The sequence below is a fragment of the Lacinutrix sp. genome, from assembly GCF_029238095.1.
GTDB lineage: Bacteria > Bacteroidota > Bacteroidia > Flavobacteriales > Flavobacteriaceae > Lacinutrix.
Window position 1 is genome coordinate 39,781 of the sequence record NZ_JAQWGS010000021.1, and the last position, 19,452, is coordinate 59,232.

The window sequence follows — 19,452 nt, forward strand, 5'->3', positions numbered from 1 at the left end:
AAAACGCTTTATTATCTAAAACTTTAATTTTTCATGTTTATCCCATAATCCCCAATAGGCGCCAACATCTCCTTCGTCTCCTGTTTTCCAGGATTCATCAAAAGAAGAGAAATAGAAGGTTTTTATGTTTGCTTTTTTTGCCCAAGCCTGTGTGTTTATAAAGTATTTTATGGCGTTTTCTTCTGATGAAAATGCACTTTTTAAACTACCTCCTTCACTTGGCCAACCTGTTTCTGTTATTAAAATTAGTTTTCCTTGTGCAACAGATTCTACTTGTGCATACATGTGTTGCATATGGCCTAATGCTCCGTCTATATGTGTGCCTTCCCAATAAGGGTAGCAATTGCTTAAAATAATATCACTATGTGCTACAAGTTCTGGGTGAACCGAAAACTCGTAATATGCATCTACATAACCAACAGGTGTGTTTGGTAATGCTTTTTTTACACGTTTTATATAGCCAAGCAATTCGTCTAGGGTGAGTTCATTTCTGTATAACACCTCATTACCAACAGCCGCTATATCTACAACTCCTTCTTTTGCTAATTGTATTAAACCTTCTATTTCCTTTTCATTATCGGCTTTGTTATCACTTAACCAAGCCCCAACTAGAGTTTTAAGTCCGTGTTTTTTAGCCATTTTTGGCACATGCTCGTTGCCTTCTATACAAGAAAATGAGCGTATCCATTTGGTGTAGGGTTTTAAAATTTTAACGCGTCTTTCTACTTGTGCTTCAGTAATTTTATCTCCGGGCTGTTGCCCATCTTCGTACATACTAAAACAAATGCCGTGCATACCTTGTTTTAAAGTAGCATTCCATAATTTTTTTAAATCTTCTAAACTGTATTTACTAAAATCAGTTCCGGAATGTTCGGTAAAATTTATACCGCTGTACAAATGATAGGCTTCGTCTCTGTATGACATGGTTATTGTTTTTTAAATACTTGTTTTATTTCTCGTATTTTAGTGTTTCATCTTTGTCCCAGATGCCCCAACGTGCACCAACCTCTCCTTCAATAGCAACTTTCCAAGATTCATCAAAAGATGAGAAATGGAATATAGCTACACCTTCGGTTTGTGCCCAATTTTGGGTGTTTATAAAATACCTCATGGCATTGATTTCCGATGGCGCTGCGTCTAATACAGCTTCGCCTTTACTAGGCCAACCTGTTTCAGAAATAATTACGGGTTTTCCGTTTGCAGCTTGCTTGGTTATGGCATGCATTTTTCTTAAATTAATAAGTGCATCATCAATACTGATTCCTTCCCAAAATGGATAACAATTAGACAGAATTACATCTGATACTTCTACAATTTTAGGACGCTTATGAAATTCATAATAAGTATCTACATAACCAACAGGAATATTTAAACCAGTTAATGCTTTTTTAACGCTGTTGATATATCCAATGAGTTCTTCCTCAGAGCAATCGCCTCTTAATAAAACTTCGTTTCCTACGGCTGCAATATCTACTAAACCTGCTTTTGCAAGTTCAATTAAGCTTTGTATTTCCTGTTCGTTTTTGTCTTTATCAGCACTTATCCATGCTCCAACAATAGTTTTAAGACCATTTTTGTGTGCATTGTTAGGAATTAACTCATTACCAGCTGTACATGAAAAAGAGCGTACCCATTTGGTGTAAGGAAAAATAATATCCATACGGCGATTTATTTGTGATTCTGTTAAAATATCACCAGTATTTTGACCTTCTACATAAGGACTAAAACATAAGCCGTGTAATTGATTGTTTAGTGTGGTTTTATAAGTGGCTTTAAGATCTTTTTCAGTGAGTTTACTAACATCTGTTGGAGTGTATGATTTTAGATTTAACTCTAAATTTGAAAGTGATGTTAAATTACCTGATCCATAAGCAGATGAGGTTTTACTCACATCATTTTTTCTTTTATTTAATGCCGTTCTAATTTCATTTGCACGAGCTTCATCTATACTGTAATCTTTCATTATATACATGGCAATCAGCGTCCCAATGGCCGGGAAAAAACAAAAGAACGCATGCAGTCCATCAACAGCTCCTTGTTGCTCTGTTGAAGGTATATCGGCAGTAAAACCAACTATCCATATTATTAAACCACTTAACGCTCCTGCAATTGCAAAGCCAACTTTTACCATCCACCAATAGATAGCACCAAATGTGCCTTCTCTTCGTTTGCCTGTATTTAACTCATCTACATCTATAACATCTGCGGTCATTGACATCATAATCATAAATAAGCTTCCAATACCAAAAGAGAAAAATGGAAGTCCTATGATATACATCCATGGTTTACCTGGTATAAATAAAAAGTAGAGTAATATATATCCAAAAAGCGATATGCTTTGTGCAATCATAAATGCTTTTTTCTTTCCAAATTTTTTAGATAGCCAAGTTACTGTTGGTATCACTAAAAAAGTTGTGCCTAACGCCCCAAAACATCCAAATAATGACACCCAAATACCTGAAGCACCTGCGTTTCCATTAAATAACTTGTAAACAATAACAAAAAAGGTAAGCGACGCTACAGTGTTAAATGCATTAAAAATTAAAAAAGTTGCACCACAAAGTTTTCTAAAGGCTTTAATTTTAAACGCTTCTTTAAAACTGGTTAGTATTTTGGTTAAACTACTTCCAATATTTGCTAGGTTTAAAGGTTCATAATCTTTATTTAGTGTAGAACCTTCTTTAATAAATAATGCAGGTACCATGGCACATAGTGCACAAGGTATGGCAACCCAAACTGCTAGTGTTCTTACAGCTTCTTCGGCGGAAGGAAACCACTCTGGATCGTACATGATTACCCAGAACCATGGTGCAATTACCCAAGCCCATTGTCCCATCCATTGTGCAACAGCCATAATGTTAGTACGTTCATGAAAATCATCACTCATTTCATAACCCATAGCAACATAAGGCACACTAAAAAACGTAAGTCCTAGATAAAACACAACCGACCACAAAAAGAAGTACCAGAAGTTGTATTCTAATGAATTTTCTTTAAAAAGTTGCCACATAAAAATGTAAGCCACACCCATAATTAAACCTCCAATAACTACATATTGGCGACGTCTTCCCCATTTAGATTTTGTATTGTCTGAAATAAAACCCATGATAGGATCTGTAATAGCATCAAACAACCTAGGAAACAGGTATATCATTGCCCACATTAAACCTGTAAATTTTAAGTCTTCTACAAGTACCACCATGAAAATTCCAAGAATGGCAGGAAACATTTGGTTAGCAAACATACCTGCTCCAAATGCAATTTTTAAACCTATTGGTACTTTTGAAGAACTACTTGTATTACTCATGGTTTTACGTTGATTAGTTAGTTGGTATTATAATAGTTTGTAAAGTATGTTCATCTATTTTAATAGCTACAGTTTTAGCACTTAGTTTAAGATTAAAGGTTTTGTTGTTTTCACCTTCGTTAAAAACAACTATTGCTATGCTGCCATCTGTATTTTTTGCAGCGGTTACTTGTAATGTTTCGTCTGTGTTTTCTAACCCAATAACTTCTGCACCAGGACGAATAAATTTACTAAAATGAGCCATTGTGTAGTATAATGGTGTAAAGTACACTTCATCTGCTTCTGGATCTACAATAACCGGCGCATGACACCAATTTTTAAACCAATTTGGACCTCCTTGGCGGTCTAAAACCATATTCCAATCTACCCAACCATCTACCCAATTGTTAAGGCAGCCAATAATGTCTCTAGCATAACGGTTTACTGGGGCATATTTTGGATGTAGGTATTTTTTTTCAGCCTCGCGCCAATCATAACCCCAATCTGTGGACTCTTTACTCCAATACCAATTGTCGTCTTTCCATTTTGGTACTTCAGAATCTATACAGCCTTCGGTTTCAATTAAATATTTATGGGGTGCTTTGTTGTGTGCGTATTGCAGTGCTTTTGGAAAAACGTCATAAGTACTTTCATACCAATGTATGGCTGTACCCGCAAAATATTTTGAGGTGTTTTCATCTTTATACATTGCATCTACCCATTCTTTTATGCCATCTCTGTTTTGGTCATAACCTAATATTTTAATATCCCCAAATCCTGTTTTTTCTAGTTTTGGTCCTAAATGATGCTGAACAAAATCGGTTTCTTCTTCTGGTGAAAAGTGCATACTTTCCCAATTATTACCATTACCATGAGGTTCATTAACTGGTGTTAATCCCCAAATATTAATGCCTTCTGCTTTATAAGCTTCTAGATATTTAGTAAAATAGAGTGCAAATGTGCTGTAGTATTCTGGTAGTAATTTTCCGCCAACATACTTATTGTTATCTTTCATCCAAGGTGCTGCACTCCACGGTGATGCTATAATCTTAAAGCCCTCTTTAGAAATTTGGATGGCCTCTTTAATCATAGGAATTAAATCGTCTTGATCTTCTTTTACTGAAAAATGTTGAAGCTCTACATCTCCTTCAACTGGTGCGTATGTATAATTATTTAATGAAAAATCACAGGAAGCAATGTGAGTTCTTGTGAGTGAATAGTTTGCTCCGTCTTCACCAAAATAAGCCTCAAGTACTTTAGTTCTATTGAATTTACTCAAACGATTTAGTAAGTAAGCAGAAGATTCTGTAAAAGAACCACCAATACCAGTTATGGTTTGAAACGTTTTGTTTGGTAACAAGGTTATGGTATCATTAGTAGCCTCTGCCTCAAAGTTTGTGATTTGTGTTAGTTTATGTCCACTTTTTGAAGTTTCGTAAACAGTTATGCTTAGTTTGGTGTCTTCACAACCCATTATTAGTAGTGCTAGAGTGAAAATTAGTATGATTGGTTTTATGGTTTTCATATTACAAATGATCAAAATCACTTTAAATTTGTTTTTAGATCGTTTTATTGTTTTAATGGTGGTACTGCAACTCGTTTTAATAGTTGGTTTTTATTACCATTATAGGTTTTTGTAATTGGTTTTCCATCGCGGGTTAAGCCTTCAAATTTTCCTTGATCTACCAAATCCCAAATAGCATATTTGGCTTCGCTTTTAAGGTTAATTAATCCAAAATGATTTTCTGAACCTTGTGGGTTTTGAGCATCTTTCCATTGTTCATCAAAAGCTTCAAAATAAAAACACGAAATACCAGCGCTATTGGTCCAGTTTCTAATTAATTCATAATATCTACCGGATTTATATTCATCTGTAGCTTTAGAGCCATTTTCTCCATAAAAACCATTTGAAACTGTTGCCCAACCCGTTTCTCCAATATGTAAGGTTTTGCTACTATCTATACTTTCTACATATTTTTTTACTGCACGATATTGATTTTTTGCAAATTTATAAGCACGTTGCATTGCAGCTTCAATTTGGTCTTCTTCAGAAAGGTTTTTTTCGTAATTAGGGATTAACCAAAATTGCGGATTGTAATGTGTATTATGCATAGGGTATGTATGCATTGACACATAATCTACAGCTTTAATTAATTTTTCTAAATCTTCTGTACGGTAACTTAAGTCGCCACCACCCCAAGAAGAAAAATCATCTGAACTGGTAATCCATAGTTCTTTTGGTAAATCGCCTTTATTTTTAAGTGCTTGTAAATGCGTAACCCATTTTAAAATTACGTTTGGACGCACAAAATAGCTGGTTGCCCAGCGTACCATAGCTTCATTACCAACTGCAATAATTTTAACAATTTCTGGATATTGTTTGGCCAGTGCTACCGCTCTATCTACCTCACCTGCGTTTGCTTCGCTTTCAATGTCGTGGTTTGGCTCTTGGACTGTCCATGCATCTTTGCAGTCTATCCAAACGCCAAGCATGACGTACATCTCGAAATTAGAATCTTCTTTTTTTAACTCTGTTATAGCCTTTAGAATATTTGGCGCTTGTGCTAATTGTAAATTATAAGTTCTTAAAAGCTTAATACCCATAGCAGCCAAAAGCTTCATATCGTCTTTTAGCTCTGAGATAGTAGGTTGTACGTCTCTTGTTTTTTGGCGATAGCCACCATAAGAAATTGCTAAATATTCTGGGTTACCTAATATGTCTTTAGCAGATACCATGTTTTGTTTTGGTTGTGTGGCATTATTTTCTTTAGTATTAGTATTACAAGACCATAGCATTGAAGCCAAAAATAGACTTATGATGATGATTTTGTTTTTCATTCTGAATTTCTAAAAATTATTTAAGTATTTCAGGCTTTATAGTGACGTTAATTTGAAGGACTTCGTCTGTACGTTCAAATAATTTTGTGCTAGTTTCTAAATCTAAACTTAAATCATTTAGGGTTGTTTTACTACCATCATTTAATGTAACAACACAACTATTGTCTACACCTATTTTGTAAATAACAGGCACTTGGCAATAGGTAAAGCACAATTCGTCTTTATTTAATTTTATTTCCTTTTTTTCTGAATTTACTGTTGTATAATCAAATGTTTTTGGGTGACTTAAAAATTCATTTTTTCGAAGTAAACATGGGTGAAATTGCAACTTTCCTTTTCTAACAAACACACCAAGTTCTCCAAATCTGCTTAAGATATCTTCTTTAACTTGCCCTGTCATACCAGGTTGCTGCGCACCTTTACCTGCTGGTGTGTGGGAATATGGATCTGTTGGAAACGCACCATATAATTTTGGTGTTTTATGTAACCCTATCCCTGCATTAATTTCGTAATAATGTTCTAAAAGACGACCAATAACCTCATCACTTTCATTATCATTCACAGCTTTTAAACAACACTCTTGTACTGCTAAAAGTAATTTAGATACCATATGCCAGTATATAGATCCCAAACCTTCATAACCATAAAATGTACCAGATCTTCCTGTAAATTCTTTATGGTTAAAAACGTCTTCAAAAATATCTAAAACTTGTTTTTTATCTGTTTCAGAAGTTTCAACGGTTTCTAATGCCGCTTCTAAATCATTTGCATTTTTAAAGTTACCATTAAAATGAAAGATTCCGTTTACAGCCTTTTTAATAATAGTAGTATCTCCAGCCTTTACTAATGTTTGTAATAAACTAGAGTTTGAAACCGCTTCTGTAGGTATTGTATTTCGCTGCAAAAACCCTTTTAATTCTTTATATGGATATAAAATATAACTGTATTGGTCTGGTCTAAAAAGTTTACTTGCTTTTAGTGCATCTAAAACTTCCAGCGCTTGTTTAGAAGTGATATAACCAGAGCTTAAAACCGCAACTTGCCCTTCTAACATTTCGTTGAGATACGAAATTGAAATGTCCGAATTATCCTCTACAGTCATTAAATTATAAGCATGGTATAATTTATCTTCACGTTGGTTAGCCTCTATAGCGTGTTCCAGGTATTGAAGACTTAGGGTAACAAAGCTTTTAATTTCACTTATACTAAGTGTATCTTTTCTACCAGAAAAGGGGTTATTGTAAATTTGATTTCTGTATGCACTTGCTGCTAAACCTAAACCATCTAATATTGCACGACGCTCAGTATCATTTATTTTACCATTTAATACACTTTTGTGTGCCTTAAATGTTGTGCTTATAGCATTGAAAAACTCTAAGAGTTCTTTTGAAATTTCTACATTTTCAGTATTTGTATTTTCAAAAATAGTATCAAAAAACTTTAAGAAACGTCTGAGGTAATAAAGTGTTACCATTGACACACCGTTACCAACAAGTGCATTGTTAGCATCGTTCCATTCTGGACGTTGGGTATTCATCCAAATACCACCTTCTGGAATAAAGTTAGAAAGTTTTGCTAGTGTTGTGGCTAAGATTTTTTCAATGAAATTAACTTTAATGATAAATCTGTTTTCATCTCTTAGAAGTGCGCCATCTACACCAAGTTCTTTACGCTCTTTTCGAATTTTTTCGTCTAAAGCCTCGTCAAACTCAATAGTATCTTTTGGGTTTTTGATTAAATCTTTGTGGCTTTTTATTTTGTACGGAACATTAGCGTACACAAAAAGATCTTGATTAAAAAAGGTTTCTAATTTTCCAGGTTTATGTTTTTCTAAAAACTCTAAAAACTTAAGTAAATATATAATTTGGTGGTCTCCCCAATACCCAATGTAAGACCACGGATCGTCTGGTTCTATAGTTTCCCAGTCGAAACCGCCTTTGGTAACGCGGTATGGGTTGTAGCCATCAAAAGTTGTTGCGTTTAAAAACTTATGAATCATACTTTCAATAAACTCTGGGTAAGCGTGTGCTAATGCTTCCCAATTTTGAAAGATATCGCGCCAGTTGCCCTCGTAATCTAAAATTTTTGAGCCATCAATTTCACTACGTGTGTTTATTGAAAACTTATTCCATGGCCTGCTTGGATCACCATGACGACGGCTAAATTTTAGCGGCATATACTCTAAACATAGTCGTTTAAAATTTTTGTTATCGCTGTTTTTAGCTAGTTCTTTTAACTTAGATAACGAAAATAACTCTGGCAGGTTATTAATAGTTTCTTCAGTAGTTCTTGCTACTTTTTTATTTGCATTTAGAAGGTAATTTTTAAAATCCCATTTTTCTATTTGATAATTCTTATCAAAAATACCACCACGCATTATGTTGAATAATGTGTTTGAAAAATGTCTGGCATCTCTAAACTTATCATCTGTAAGTTGTAAGCCGTCTGACCCTGCATTTAATTCAATAAGGCGTTTTGTGCCTAGGTTTATACTATCTTGAATTTTACTAACTAAATTTTCGTTGTTTGTAATACTTTCAGACAGTTCAGCAATGGCTGCATGGTCTAAATTTACATCAGCAACAATATGCCAATTTTTAGTTTCAGAAGGATTTAAGCTAATGGTACCGCAAATAAAGTAAGCCCCTTTCTCAGCTTTTACATCTTCTTCTTGGGTTATGTTATTACCGTTACGAAAATTTTTAAGCTGTAAAGACGATAATAAGTACTTAGGATTTTCTAAACCCACAGACCAAACCACATTTGCTTTTAAAGCCTCACTAGGTTCTGCTTTATCAACAATTATGGCACTTAGAGCAAAGATACCCATACCGGTTTCAGCATCTAATTCGTTACGTTTGTAGGCGTCTACAAGGTTACTGCAAGCGTTTTGTAAATCACTTCCAACACCATAAGGTAATATGTTTTGAATACCATCTAACAAATTAATATTCTGAGTTGTGTTGGAGGTATTTATTAGTGTTGCTGTTTTAACAAATCCAAAACGGTCACTGGAATTCCATTGGTATCTAAATGTTAACCCAAGATCGTTATTAATTTCCTCAAAAATTACTTTATTTCCGTAGCTGTTTTTGTAAAGGTTTCTTTTAATACTGTACAACCCATCAAAACGTTGCGAAAATGGTTCCCAAAGTTGTGTTTTACCATTAGCGGTCACTTGAAAAATAGATTTACTTCCTGTAATTTCCGCAGACTCAGTAATTTTATCGTCAGTGTAATATGGAAAAAGTGCGTATTCAGAATTTTTTCGTCCTGCGGTTAATCCACCATTACTTGAAATAAACATCCAGTGGTTGGAATCGCTAATTATACTCATAAAAAATGGACGCATTTCATTACTATCAGAAATTTTGAAATACGCTTCGTTATCTATGTGTACTTGTTCTAAGTATTTATGTTCTGGTTGAGACACTATATTTTAAAAGGCTTGGTATGGGTTGTTATTTTAATTTAATATTGAAATCTATGACAACTATTATTCTTGAATAAGGCCGTCAAAGTAATAAACGTCTCCATCACATGGAGCATTTCTTTCAAAATAGATAATAATACTCTTATAAGTTCCAGTAGTTACAGCTGAAAAATCAAAAGTAAGCTCTTGCCAATCGCCTAATTGCGTAATACTAGCAATACGCTCTTGAGATGGTTCTGTTGCAGGAAATGGCAAACGCTCTAAACGCAGTGTAACATTTGTTAGTTGTGTTTCTGCTAACACTTTCATTTTAAAAATTTTATTAGTTGCTGCATTTTCAAAGTCTAATGCTGTTTCAATTTCTACTCCAACACCAGACCACGTTTGGCAACCGTTAAATTTTTCGTATTTAAATACATTACAACTTGTATTCACCCCGTTTGCAGTTGGATTTGGCACAATGCCGCCACCGATATCTCCAAAGGCATCAAAATTGGCACTACCATCTGTAGATAAAAAGGTCCAATTTAAATCGCCTTTTGCAGGGTCAATATTTTCATCACATTCTACAGCACACGGCAAATCTATTACTACAGTGCTTTGAAAAGTATCTGACGCACCAGATCCATCATAAGCTGTAAGCGTAATATTGTAAGACCCGTTATTGCAATATGTTTTTTCTTCGTTTATAGACGTTGACTGTGTACCATCACCAAAATCCCATAAATAGCTGGTAGCATTGTTAGACACGTTTATATATTTTACAACGTTAAGGTTTGAATCTGTTATAAACTTAGCCTCTAAACCAATTATGTCTATACCGCTTTCATTATCTTCACAAGAGGTTACTCCAAGTAGTAAAATAATGACGTAAAGCAGATTTATTTTATTTTTAAATAATTTCATAGTTTCATTTTTATTTAATTATATACTCTCACATAGTCAACTAACATCCTTTGCGGAAATAAAGTATCTGCATTTGGTGGCCCAGGAAGGTTACCGCCAACTGCTAAATTAAGAATCATGTAAAACTCACGGTTGTCAAAAACCCATTCGCCATTTCCATTAGTTTCAGCTTCTACATTTTCTGGTTTTAGGGTGTGGTATAGTTTATCATCTACATAAAAATTAATTTGAGAAGGTGACCATTCCATACCAAAAACATGAAATCCGTTATCGAAACGGTCGTTTTCTAAAACATAACTTTTAGAAATTGACTCGCCACCAGAATATCCTGGGCCATGTATGGTACTAAAAACAGTAGTAGGAGCATTTCCAAGATATTCCATAACATCTATTTCGCCAATTTCTGGCCAAGAGCTGCCATCGCTATCCTCACCAAGCAACCAAAATGCTGGCCATAAACCTTGACCTGTTGGTACCTTAATGCGTGCTTCAAAACGGCCATATTGCTGCTGAAATAAATTTTTGGTAATTAATCTTGCAGAGGTATAATTTGAACCATTAAAGGATTCAGATCTGGCTGTAATTACTAAAAGACCATTTTCTACTTTTACGTTTTCTTCTCGGTTTGTGTAATACTGTAATTCATTATTTCCCCAACCTGGAATGCCTTGTGCTGTGCCATCGCCAATTTCAAAAGCCCATTTGGTTGGGTCTGGCGCGCCATTGGTATCAAAATTATCTTCCCAAACAAGATTGGTTAAGGTTGCTACTTCTTGAGTTTCGTCCAAATTACAGGCCATAAGGCATAGACCAAAAATAATAAGTGGTATTATTTTTATATGTTTCATGTTATTTTTTAATTAAATTAATTTTGATAGAAATAAATATTATCTAAGTAAAAATTCTCTATAGATGATGTTGTTGGATTATTGATGTTTTCATAAATAATTTGTCCAATATTATTTCTATTAGCAATAGTTATAGGGATCTCTAAAGTAGCCCAAGTATTGGCTTGAAAATCATTAGCATAAAAGAATGCCTGTTGTATAGTATCATCTCCGCCACCATCTGCTTGGTCTGCACCAAAATCTTTTATTGTGATTAAAAAGTCTAAATCTGCAGGAATGTCGGCAGGTATAAACATATTAACGTGTAAATTAGATTGTACTGTAGCATCTACAGTAGGGCTAGAAAACTGATGACCAACAAAATTAAAATTTGTATAGCTTAAAATATTATCCCCGTTTACAGCAAAATCTGCGGAAAGTGTTGTTTGAAAAGGCTCCCAATAGCCATTAAAGAAATCTACAAGAATACTTGTATAGTGGTCACTAAAAATAGAGGTTACATTATTTGGATCTCTTGTTGGTGTTGGTGCAAATTCAAAACTACCAACAGAATTAATAGTTACAGAACCCTCCGCATCCATATTATTTAAGGTTGCTGTAATTACTGTTGTTCCGTTAGTAAGAATTGTAACTTCGCCAGCTGCGTTTACAGAGGCAACACTTGGGTCTGAAGATGAAAAGGTATAATAGCCTGGCGCAACTTGTACGGTTTGATTATTGCCATTAGCTAAATTAAAAGTTTCTGTAAAGCCATTTATAATTACTGAAGCTCCAGCAAATGTATCTACAACAATATCATTACCGTTTGCAATAGCAGGTCTAGGTTGTGCAATAGTTCCTAGTTTTTCAAACTTAATTTCGTCTAACCATATTGTATAACCAAAACCTCCTGTGCTTTGAGTACCTGCAGAATATCTAAACATGCCTCTTTCTTCTGTTAATTTAGAAGCATCTGGAATTGGAATAATATACTTTTCCCAACCCGTTCCTATACTTAAATTTGTAATAGACGTAACGTAGTTGTTTTCTAAAAAATCTTCACCAAAACCAATTTGATCTAAGGTTATTCCTTGAGAAGCTTTTGCATAAAATGTTAAGGCATCAAAACCAGATAAATCTCGCCCAGCGCCATCTACTCTAAAAATAGCACCTGCATAATTTCCGTTTACATTATCAGCATTTGGGACATTAATTTCTATTGAGGCATTACCTTGATAAGTATCTGTACCTTGAAAATTAATGACTTCGAAATTTGAATTCCCGTAAGGAAAATAAAAATCCTCGCCTAAACTAACCGGTGTATCATTAAAAATATCACCTGTTGTAGAAAACCCTGCTAAAGGGGCATTGTCATCTAATTCTCTTTCACAGCCTAGTGCTACAAATAATAGCGTAAGCAGTGCCATTTTGAATGTTTTAAATTTTATAGTTTTCATAATTACAATTTTTTATTTTCCAATATTTATATGAACATAAGTTCTAATTTCCCATTCTGATCCGTCAGGAAAGCCTGTTGGACTTAATACTGGTATTGCAGGAAATGTATTTGCTGGTACTGATGTTGGAGAATATCTTGGCGAAAAATCGTTTAAAGATCTCCATGTCCCTCTAATACCAATTTTTGTGCTTGGTAGTATAAACCAATCTGGTTTTCCAACGCTTGTAGATAAATCTAACATTAATTGTAGTGGGAATGTTAGGTTAAAATCTCTGTGATAATCAAATGGACCCCAATCGTTAACTTTTACATGAGCTTGTAACATATTCTTTCTATAAATAGCTCTTACATCTCCACCAAAACGTGTAATTGTTCTGTCTGAGTCTCCATTACCTTGACCATTTCCATAGTAGAAATTACCAATAAGACCTAAATCTGGATTTAACTTAGACACCACTCTAGAGTGCACTTCCCATAAGTCTTCTGCTGGTGCAGAATTAGGAAACGCAAAAAACTGTCTGTTTGCTAAGAAACCAATATGCGCATCCATAGTTGTTGGTAAACGGCGGTACACAAAACCTAAATTCATAGCCAATTTTGCATCTTCTGCTCTATCGTTATCCCACTCATACATCCATGTACCGGGTGTTGGATCAAAAGTTACAAGCATTTCGTAACCGTACATTTCACGGTTACCGTTACGTACTGCAAACGGATCGTCAATTACATTACGTAATCTTGCTGCCCCACCAAAGTTATTAGGAATTGCTGCTAAAAGTGGTTCTTGATACATAAAGTTTGGTGCTACTTGAATATTACCAAATGAATATGTAAACCCAGTTAATGCATTTACCATATTACCACTACCACTGTCTTTTAATCTCCAACCTGTGTACGTTTGTGTTTGGTCTGCACCACCACCAGCAACTAAGCCCATGTAAGACGCTTGTCCGTACCAGTTAAAACGCCCGTTTTGATAGGTAAATTTTGCTTTACCACCCCAATTATCACTACTTGTAATTTTATCTTCTACAACATCTTGATTGTCATTAATACCTTGGAAAACACTGCCGTTTAAAGGACTTCCTCCCCATATACCACCTAGTGTTAATCCAAAATTACCAAACTTACGTTCTAAAGCAATTGTAGCACGTTCAGTTGGCCATGCAGGGATAATACCTGTTCTTACTTGGTTTTCATTTAAAACACGCTGACCTGTTTCATCAAAATTTAAACCTGTATCTAAATCTCTGTGGTAAATACCAGCAACATCCCATTTACCAAATGTGCGTTGGTATTTTAATAGTGCTGTTGGGTTTGCTCCCCACCATAATTGTGGACCAAAGGCTGCTTTTAAGCCTTTAAGCACTCCTTTACCATCTATTTCTGCACCAAAAATTTCACCATTATATAAATCTAAATTTGGGCCGTAATTAGCTTCTGGATAAAGGTTGAAAAAATCACCTTCGTAACCCCAATGGTAATGCCCTGTTCTGTAAAACCCTCTTAGGTCAAAATCTTTTGCATTCCACTCAAATTCTGCTTGGTACACTCTCAGTCTATTAACATCTGTCATTACAACCTCTGTATTAGTAACGCCATCTGTACTTATAACGGTAACAGGTCTGCCAACGTTTTCGTAAAATATTTCGTCTATTGGATTACTTGCAACGTTTCCTAGTACGTTAAAATTAACTTGAGCTCTCATATTAGATGCTGGTTTACCTTCAATACCAACAAAATAAGACTGCATATGATCAAACCCAAGTTGATTTGGAAAATTGTTTGCATCCGGATCTGGTGTATCTGGTGTAGTTATTAAACTGCCACCAGTATTAAATGTTGTAAAACGTGCAGAAAGTTGACTTATTCTTAATTTTTCAGAATCTCCTCCACCTAATGCAGCTTTATCTCCACGAGCTCTTAATACCGCATCCATTAAATTAATATTCTTGAAGTAATTTTCAACAAAGTCTGCAGTTACACCATCGTCATAAGGATTTAAGTTATGTGCTTCTTTAAGTGAATAATATGCTGCTCTTGGATAAAGTGTATATAAACCACGCTCGTTATTTGGGCCTTTTGCGCAAATACCAAACCATTCTTCATTCATATTATTATCACCTGGTTTACCAATATCGTGTGGATAACCACCATTAGACCAAGATGCATTAGTATCATGTATATCTAAATTTTTTGTTTGTCCGAATTTCCACCAACCATCACTAAATTGAAATGTAAAACCACCTATAGCGTTACCTGCCTTTCCTAAACCTGACGCATTTTGATAAATTTCTTTCCAATTTCCAACCATATAATACGCTTGGGCTTTTTGATCTTCGTCATTTGTTACTGCATTAAAAGCATCTGCTCCAAACTCGGTAAACAGAATTGGTTTATTTAATTTGTCTTTAACCACCTGAAATGCGTTGCCAAAAGAGACACCACGATACATGTTTGTACCATAGATATCTACATCTTTACACTCTTCTGCAATAATATCAATGAATAAAACATCGCCATTACATATAGCAATTGGAATGGAAGAATTAATAGACTTCATTTTAACCGCTGCATCATTCATAAGTTTATACATTGGTCTCCCACGTTTTTCACCTACTTCTCTTCTTTGATCTTCTTCATCTGGAAAGTCTTCGGTTTCAGATCCTGCCCAGAACAAACCGTAGTTGTTTTCGTTACCTAATAAAAACATTAAAAGACCTGGCGTGTTTTTATAGTCCTCTGCTAGTTTTGTTATTTCAGACATTAGCAATTTCTTGGTTTTACCATCTCTGTAATCAGTTACTGGAACCCAAGTTCCCTCAATAGTAAGACCGTAGCGCCCAAATGAATGATTAAGCATTGTATATATACCATAATTCTCATAAATGTAAGTTATCCATTTAGGTTGTATGCCAGTATATTGTCTTATTGCATTAACTCCCATGTTTTTTAGAAGTCCCATTTCTGCATCTAAGGCCGCTTTAATAACATCATCGGATTGTTTCCATAGACTGTAATTGTAATTAGTACCTATTGGAACATAGCCCCAGTTCATACCATTTATCATGAAGTCTTGTCCATCAACAAGAAGCTTCATTCCATCTTCATTTTTTTGAACAGTGACTTTATTTACTTGAGCGAACGCCAATGTTGCAAATAATAAAAATGTTAATCTTAGAAAATTGTTTTTCATTTCTTTTTATTTTTTAATTTGGTAAGTGATTAGATGTATCTAAATATCAATATTGTAAAAATAATGTTAAAAAATATGAATTCTATGTAATATGCCTCTACAAAAAACATACATATCAGTATTTAACTATTAAAAATAAGAAATCCTCAATAAACATCTTTAGTAAGAGGATAATTATAAATCAAAATAAAAAGACAAAAACGGCAAATCTGATATAATTGTATTGGTGTTGTATAGGTTGATTAGGGTTTAGTATTGGAATTATAATTCAATGATGTAGTTTGCTAAACTTGTTTCATGAGGCAAATTCATTTTTTTTCTTAAACGATATCGTTTAACTTCCACACTCCTTGCAGAGATATTTAGCAAAGGCGCTATTTCTTTAGAAGATAGATTTAGCCTTAGATAAGCACATAATTTAAGGTCATTTGGTGTTAAAACACTGTGTTTATTTTTGAGTTTTTGTAAAAAATCTTTATCAGCATTATTAAAGGCTTCTTGAAAGAATTTCCAATCGTCTGTATTGTTAATGTTTTTATCAATTATTTTGATTACAGACTTTATATTATCATCTGTATCTTTACTTTTTAGTTCGCTTTTTATAGAATTTAAGAATTCATTCTTTTTAATTAAACTCATAGTAGATATTGCTAACTCCCTACTTTTGTTATCTATATCTTGTTGCAACTTTAAGTTTTCGAAATGCATTTGTTGCTGTCTATTCTCTAATTCTTTATGTTGTAAGTCTCTCTCAGCTTTAATTATTAGCATTCTACGTTGTTTTTTATGATAGCCATCATAAAAATGATGCAATAAAAATATTAATAAAACTAACCCAATAACATAAATAACAACTGCTAAGTTTGAGGCATACCATGGTTTATTAATATAGAATTGATAACTCGCAATGTTTTTTGAAATATTTTCTCCAACTCTTGCTCTTACACTAAAAGTATAATCGCCTGGTGGTAAATTTTTATAAAGTACATTTGGCGAATTTGACCACTCACTCCAATTGTTGTAAATACCTTTTAGTTGATGCTGGTATTCTAATACTTTAAATTTGTTAAACTGGGTTAAACTATAAAAGAATTCTATATTATTATCTTCTGGTTTTAAATCTGCAATTTCATTTAAATTTAATAATTTATATTCTCCCGAATGCTTGTTACTATTTATTGAGTTAATATTAATTTTCTCTATTGTATTGTTAAAATTGTCAATATCAATAATTAAATATCCAGATGTGGTACCTAAAAGATATTTACTATCCTTTATATTAATAATGTTTTCATAGCTAGTTACACCAAGCCTTAAACTTTTAGGTAGTGCTATTTTTCTAATTTGCGGTTTATTTGATAGGTTTCCTGGTTTAACTTGTATTATGTCTGTATTTGTAAATCCCCAAAGCGTGTTAGAGTTTGCTTCATGAATTAACTTACCTGATGTGTAGTTTGAAGGCTTAAACGTTTGACTTAATAAGCTGTCTTTAATAAATTCTTCTTTATTAAAATCATATTTATAATAACCCTCGCTGTAAACATAATAGACATTATCATTATAGTTAAAAAGGCTTGAATATAAACCCTTATTAAAAGTATCTATTTTAATGTTTTTTGCTTTGGTAAACTCCTCGTTCACTTCTATTTTATAAACACCTTTATATTCATGGCTTACAAAAATTGTAGTATTATTCACCAATTCGAAAAATCTTGCAGAAAGATCAAATCCATCAATCTTGTTTTTTAAACTCCAATTATTATTAAGCTTTTCTAGCGTGTATAAGCCATTATAATTCCCTTGTAATAGCATATTCGATTTGCCTTCTATGGGTTTAATTGACCACGTTCCTTTAATATTAGCTATCTTCTTAGCTTTATTGTTAGCTATTAAAAAAGTTCCTGAATTATGTCCACAAAATAGTTCATCGCTAATTACTTCTATAAACCAAACTTGACCTTGAGTTCCTTTTATAAAGGTAAATGGTTTATCTGTATTATCTAAATCTCTATAAAACAATCCTTGATTTGTACCCAAATATAGATAACCATTATAGACCGATGACGCATATACAGATCCTAATTGACCTCTTGAGTCATTAAATATTTTGATTGGAGATTTACTATTAATACAATTAATCCCATTATCTAAACCTAGCCAAATATTGCTATCTATATCCTCGAAAACGGAAAGCACAGTGTTATTGCTCAAGCCTAAATTTTGATTGATTTGATTTACAATTTCACCATTTTTATCAAGAATTATTACTCCATTAGATATAGTTCCAATAGCAAATCCACCATCTTTAAGCTTTGCACTACTGTAAACACTATATTTTAATAAAGTTTCATTAATATCATTACTCCATGGTAATAAGGCTTTGTCTTTAAATACATACACACCATTGTTTTCTGTTTGAACCAATAATTGACTTTTATATTCAAACATATTAACTACGTTATTATTTTTTACAATTTCATCATCTATTAGCACTGTTTTATCACCATTAATAATTTGATAAACACCAATATTTAAATCTTGAAAATATATAGAATCGTCTACTTTAAAAAGTTTAGTAATTGATGACTCGGAGTCAATAATTTTAAATTCTTCTTCTTTTGTATTATATATATAAACTCTATCTAATGAGCTAAATAAAACCCAATCATCTAAATAATTAATTTGCCAAAACTGCTCATCTTCTACTAAAGAAATATTTTTATTATTAGAAAGTGATGTGTATTCTAAGAATCCAAAACTATTTTTTAACCAATAGCCAAATTCCATATAACAACCTGTGTAAATTCTATCTCCAACAACTTTTACAGAACGTAAAATTGTTTCATTTGGAGAGTCGTAACGTCTCCAATTAGCACCATTATACTCTAAAAGACCTGCATTATTTGCTACATAAATTGTTTTATCCTTCGCTTGAGAAATAGACCAGTTTTGGTTTTCACCGTTATATTGTTGTGGTGAAAACACTTTTACAGGAGGAACTTCTTGAGCCAATAAACAGCTACAAAACGACAAAAAACTTAATAAAAAGAATACCTTTATGCTATATTTAATAAATCTATCCATACTAATGAGTTGTACTGCAATATACAAAACTGTATGGTAATTATTTATAACTAAAAAACAACCATACAATTATAGCTACAAAATCATTTTGCTATTGAAAAAATGATAATTATATATGAATAAATCCTCATTGAAAAAAATTGCTAAACCACAGATTATTATATAAATATTGATCTAGCTTAGGTTATAGAGAAATTAATAATGAAGGCTCTCTTGCTCTAACTATACAAGAAACTGATGAGTATTGTAGTCTATAAACTATTAATACAAATGTTAGTTATTTGCATAGTATGAGGCAATATCAAATTAACGCCATTCATTTTTTAAGAAAATTACCATTACGTTTTTATTGCTTTTTAGATTTATCTTTGAAAATCATATAAAAAACCAAAAATTAGCCAAGGCCTTAGGGATGTTAATATT

Annotated in this window: 10 protein-coding genes; all 10 read right to left on the minus strand. The window is 33.3% G+C overall.

The window, feature by feature from the left end; genetic code table 11:
- Positions 1 to 15: 15 nt before the first annotated feature.
- Positions 16 to 924 carry a glycosyl hydrolase family 17 protein gene (locus P8H50_RS05470; RefSeq protein ID WP_300206418.1) on the minus strand — a complete coding sequence of 303 codons (909 nt, stop codon included), beginning with the start codon at positions 922 to 924 and terminating at the stop codon, positions 16 to 18.
- Between the two features lie 25 nt (positions 925 to 949).
- Positions 950 to 3,307 (minus strand): MFS transporter, encoded by a 2,358-nt coding sequence (locus tag P8H50_RS05475; protein WP_300206420.1) that lies wholly within the window; start codon positions 3,305 to 3,307, stop codon positions 950 to 952.
- 13 nt (positions 3,308 to 3,320) lie between these two features.
- A complete protein-coding gene (locus P8H50_RS05480) occupies positions 3,321 to 4,811 on the minus strand; it encodes a glycoside hydrolase family 30 protein (RefSeq protein WP_300206422.1) in 1,491 nt (496 codons plus the stop codon).
- 44 nt (positions 4,812 to 4,855) lie between these two features.
- Positions 4,856 to 6,124, minus strand: a complete 1,269-nt coding sequence (locus P8H50_RS05485; protein ID WP_300206425.1) for a glycosyl hydrolase family 17 — start codon at positions 6,122 to 6,124, stop codon at positions 4,856 to 4,858.
- 16 nt (positions 6,125 to 6,140) lie between these two features.
- Positions 6,141 to 9,557, minus strand: a complete 3,417-nt coding sequence (locus P8H50_RS05490; RefSeq protein WP_300206427.1) for a hypothetical protein — start codon at positions 9,555 to 9,557, stop codon at positions 6,141 to 6,143.
- A gap of 63 nt (positions 9,558 to 9,620) precedes the next feature.
- Positions 9,621 to 10,463: a PKD domain-containing protein gene (locus P8H50_RS05495; RefSeq protein WP_300206429.1), complete on the minus strand. Its 843-nt coding sequence runs from the start codon at positions 10,461 to 10,463 to the stop codon at positions 9,621 to 9,623.
- 14 nt (positions 10,464 to 10,477) lie between these two features.
- Positions 10,478 to 11,311: a glycoside hydrolase family 16 protein gene (locus tag P8H50_RS05500; RefSeq protein WP_300206431.1), complete on the minus strand. Its 834-nt coding sequence runs from the start codon at positions 11,309 to 11,311 to the stop codon at positions 10,478 to 10,480.
- 17 nt (positions 11,312 to 11,328) lie between these two features.
- On the minus strand, positions 11,329 to 12,747 hold the full coding sequence (locus P8H50_RS05505; RefSeq protein WP_300206433.1) for an Ig-like domain-containing protein: 1,419 nt from the start codon (positions 12,745 to 12,747) through the stop codon (positions 11,329 to 11,331).
- Positions 12,748 to 12,759: 12 nt separating this feature from the next.
- Entirely contained in the window at positions 12,760 to 15,945 is a 3,186-nt protein-coding gene (locus P8H50_RS05510) for a glycoside hydrolase family 2 TIM barrel-domain containing protein (protein WP_300206435.1), read from the minus strand.
- 261 nt (positions 15,946 to 16,206) lie between these two features.
- Positions 16,207 to 19,029: a LuxR C-terminal-related transcriptional regulator gene (locus tag P8H50_RS05515; RefSeq protein WP_300206437.1), complete on the minus strand. Its 2,823-nt coding sequence runs from the start codon at positions 19,027 to 19,029 to the stop codon at positions 16,207 to 16,209.
- Positions 19,030 to 19,452 lie beyond the last annotated feature (423 nt).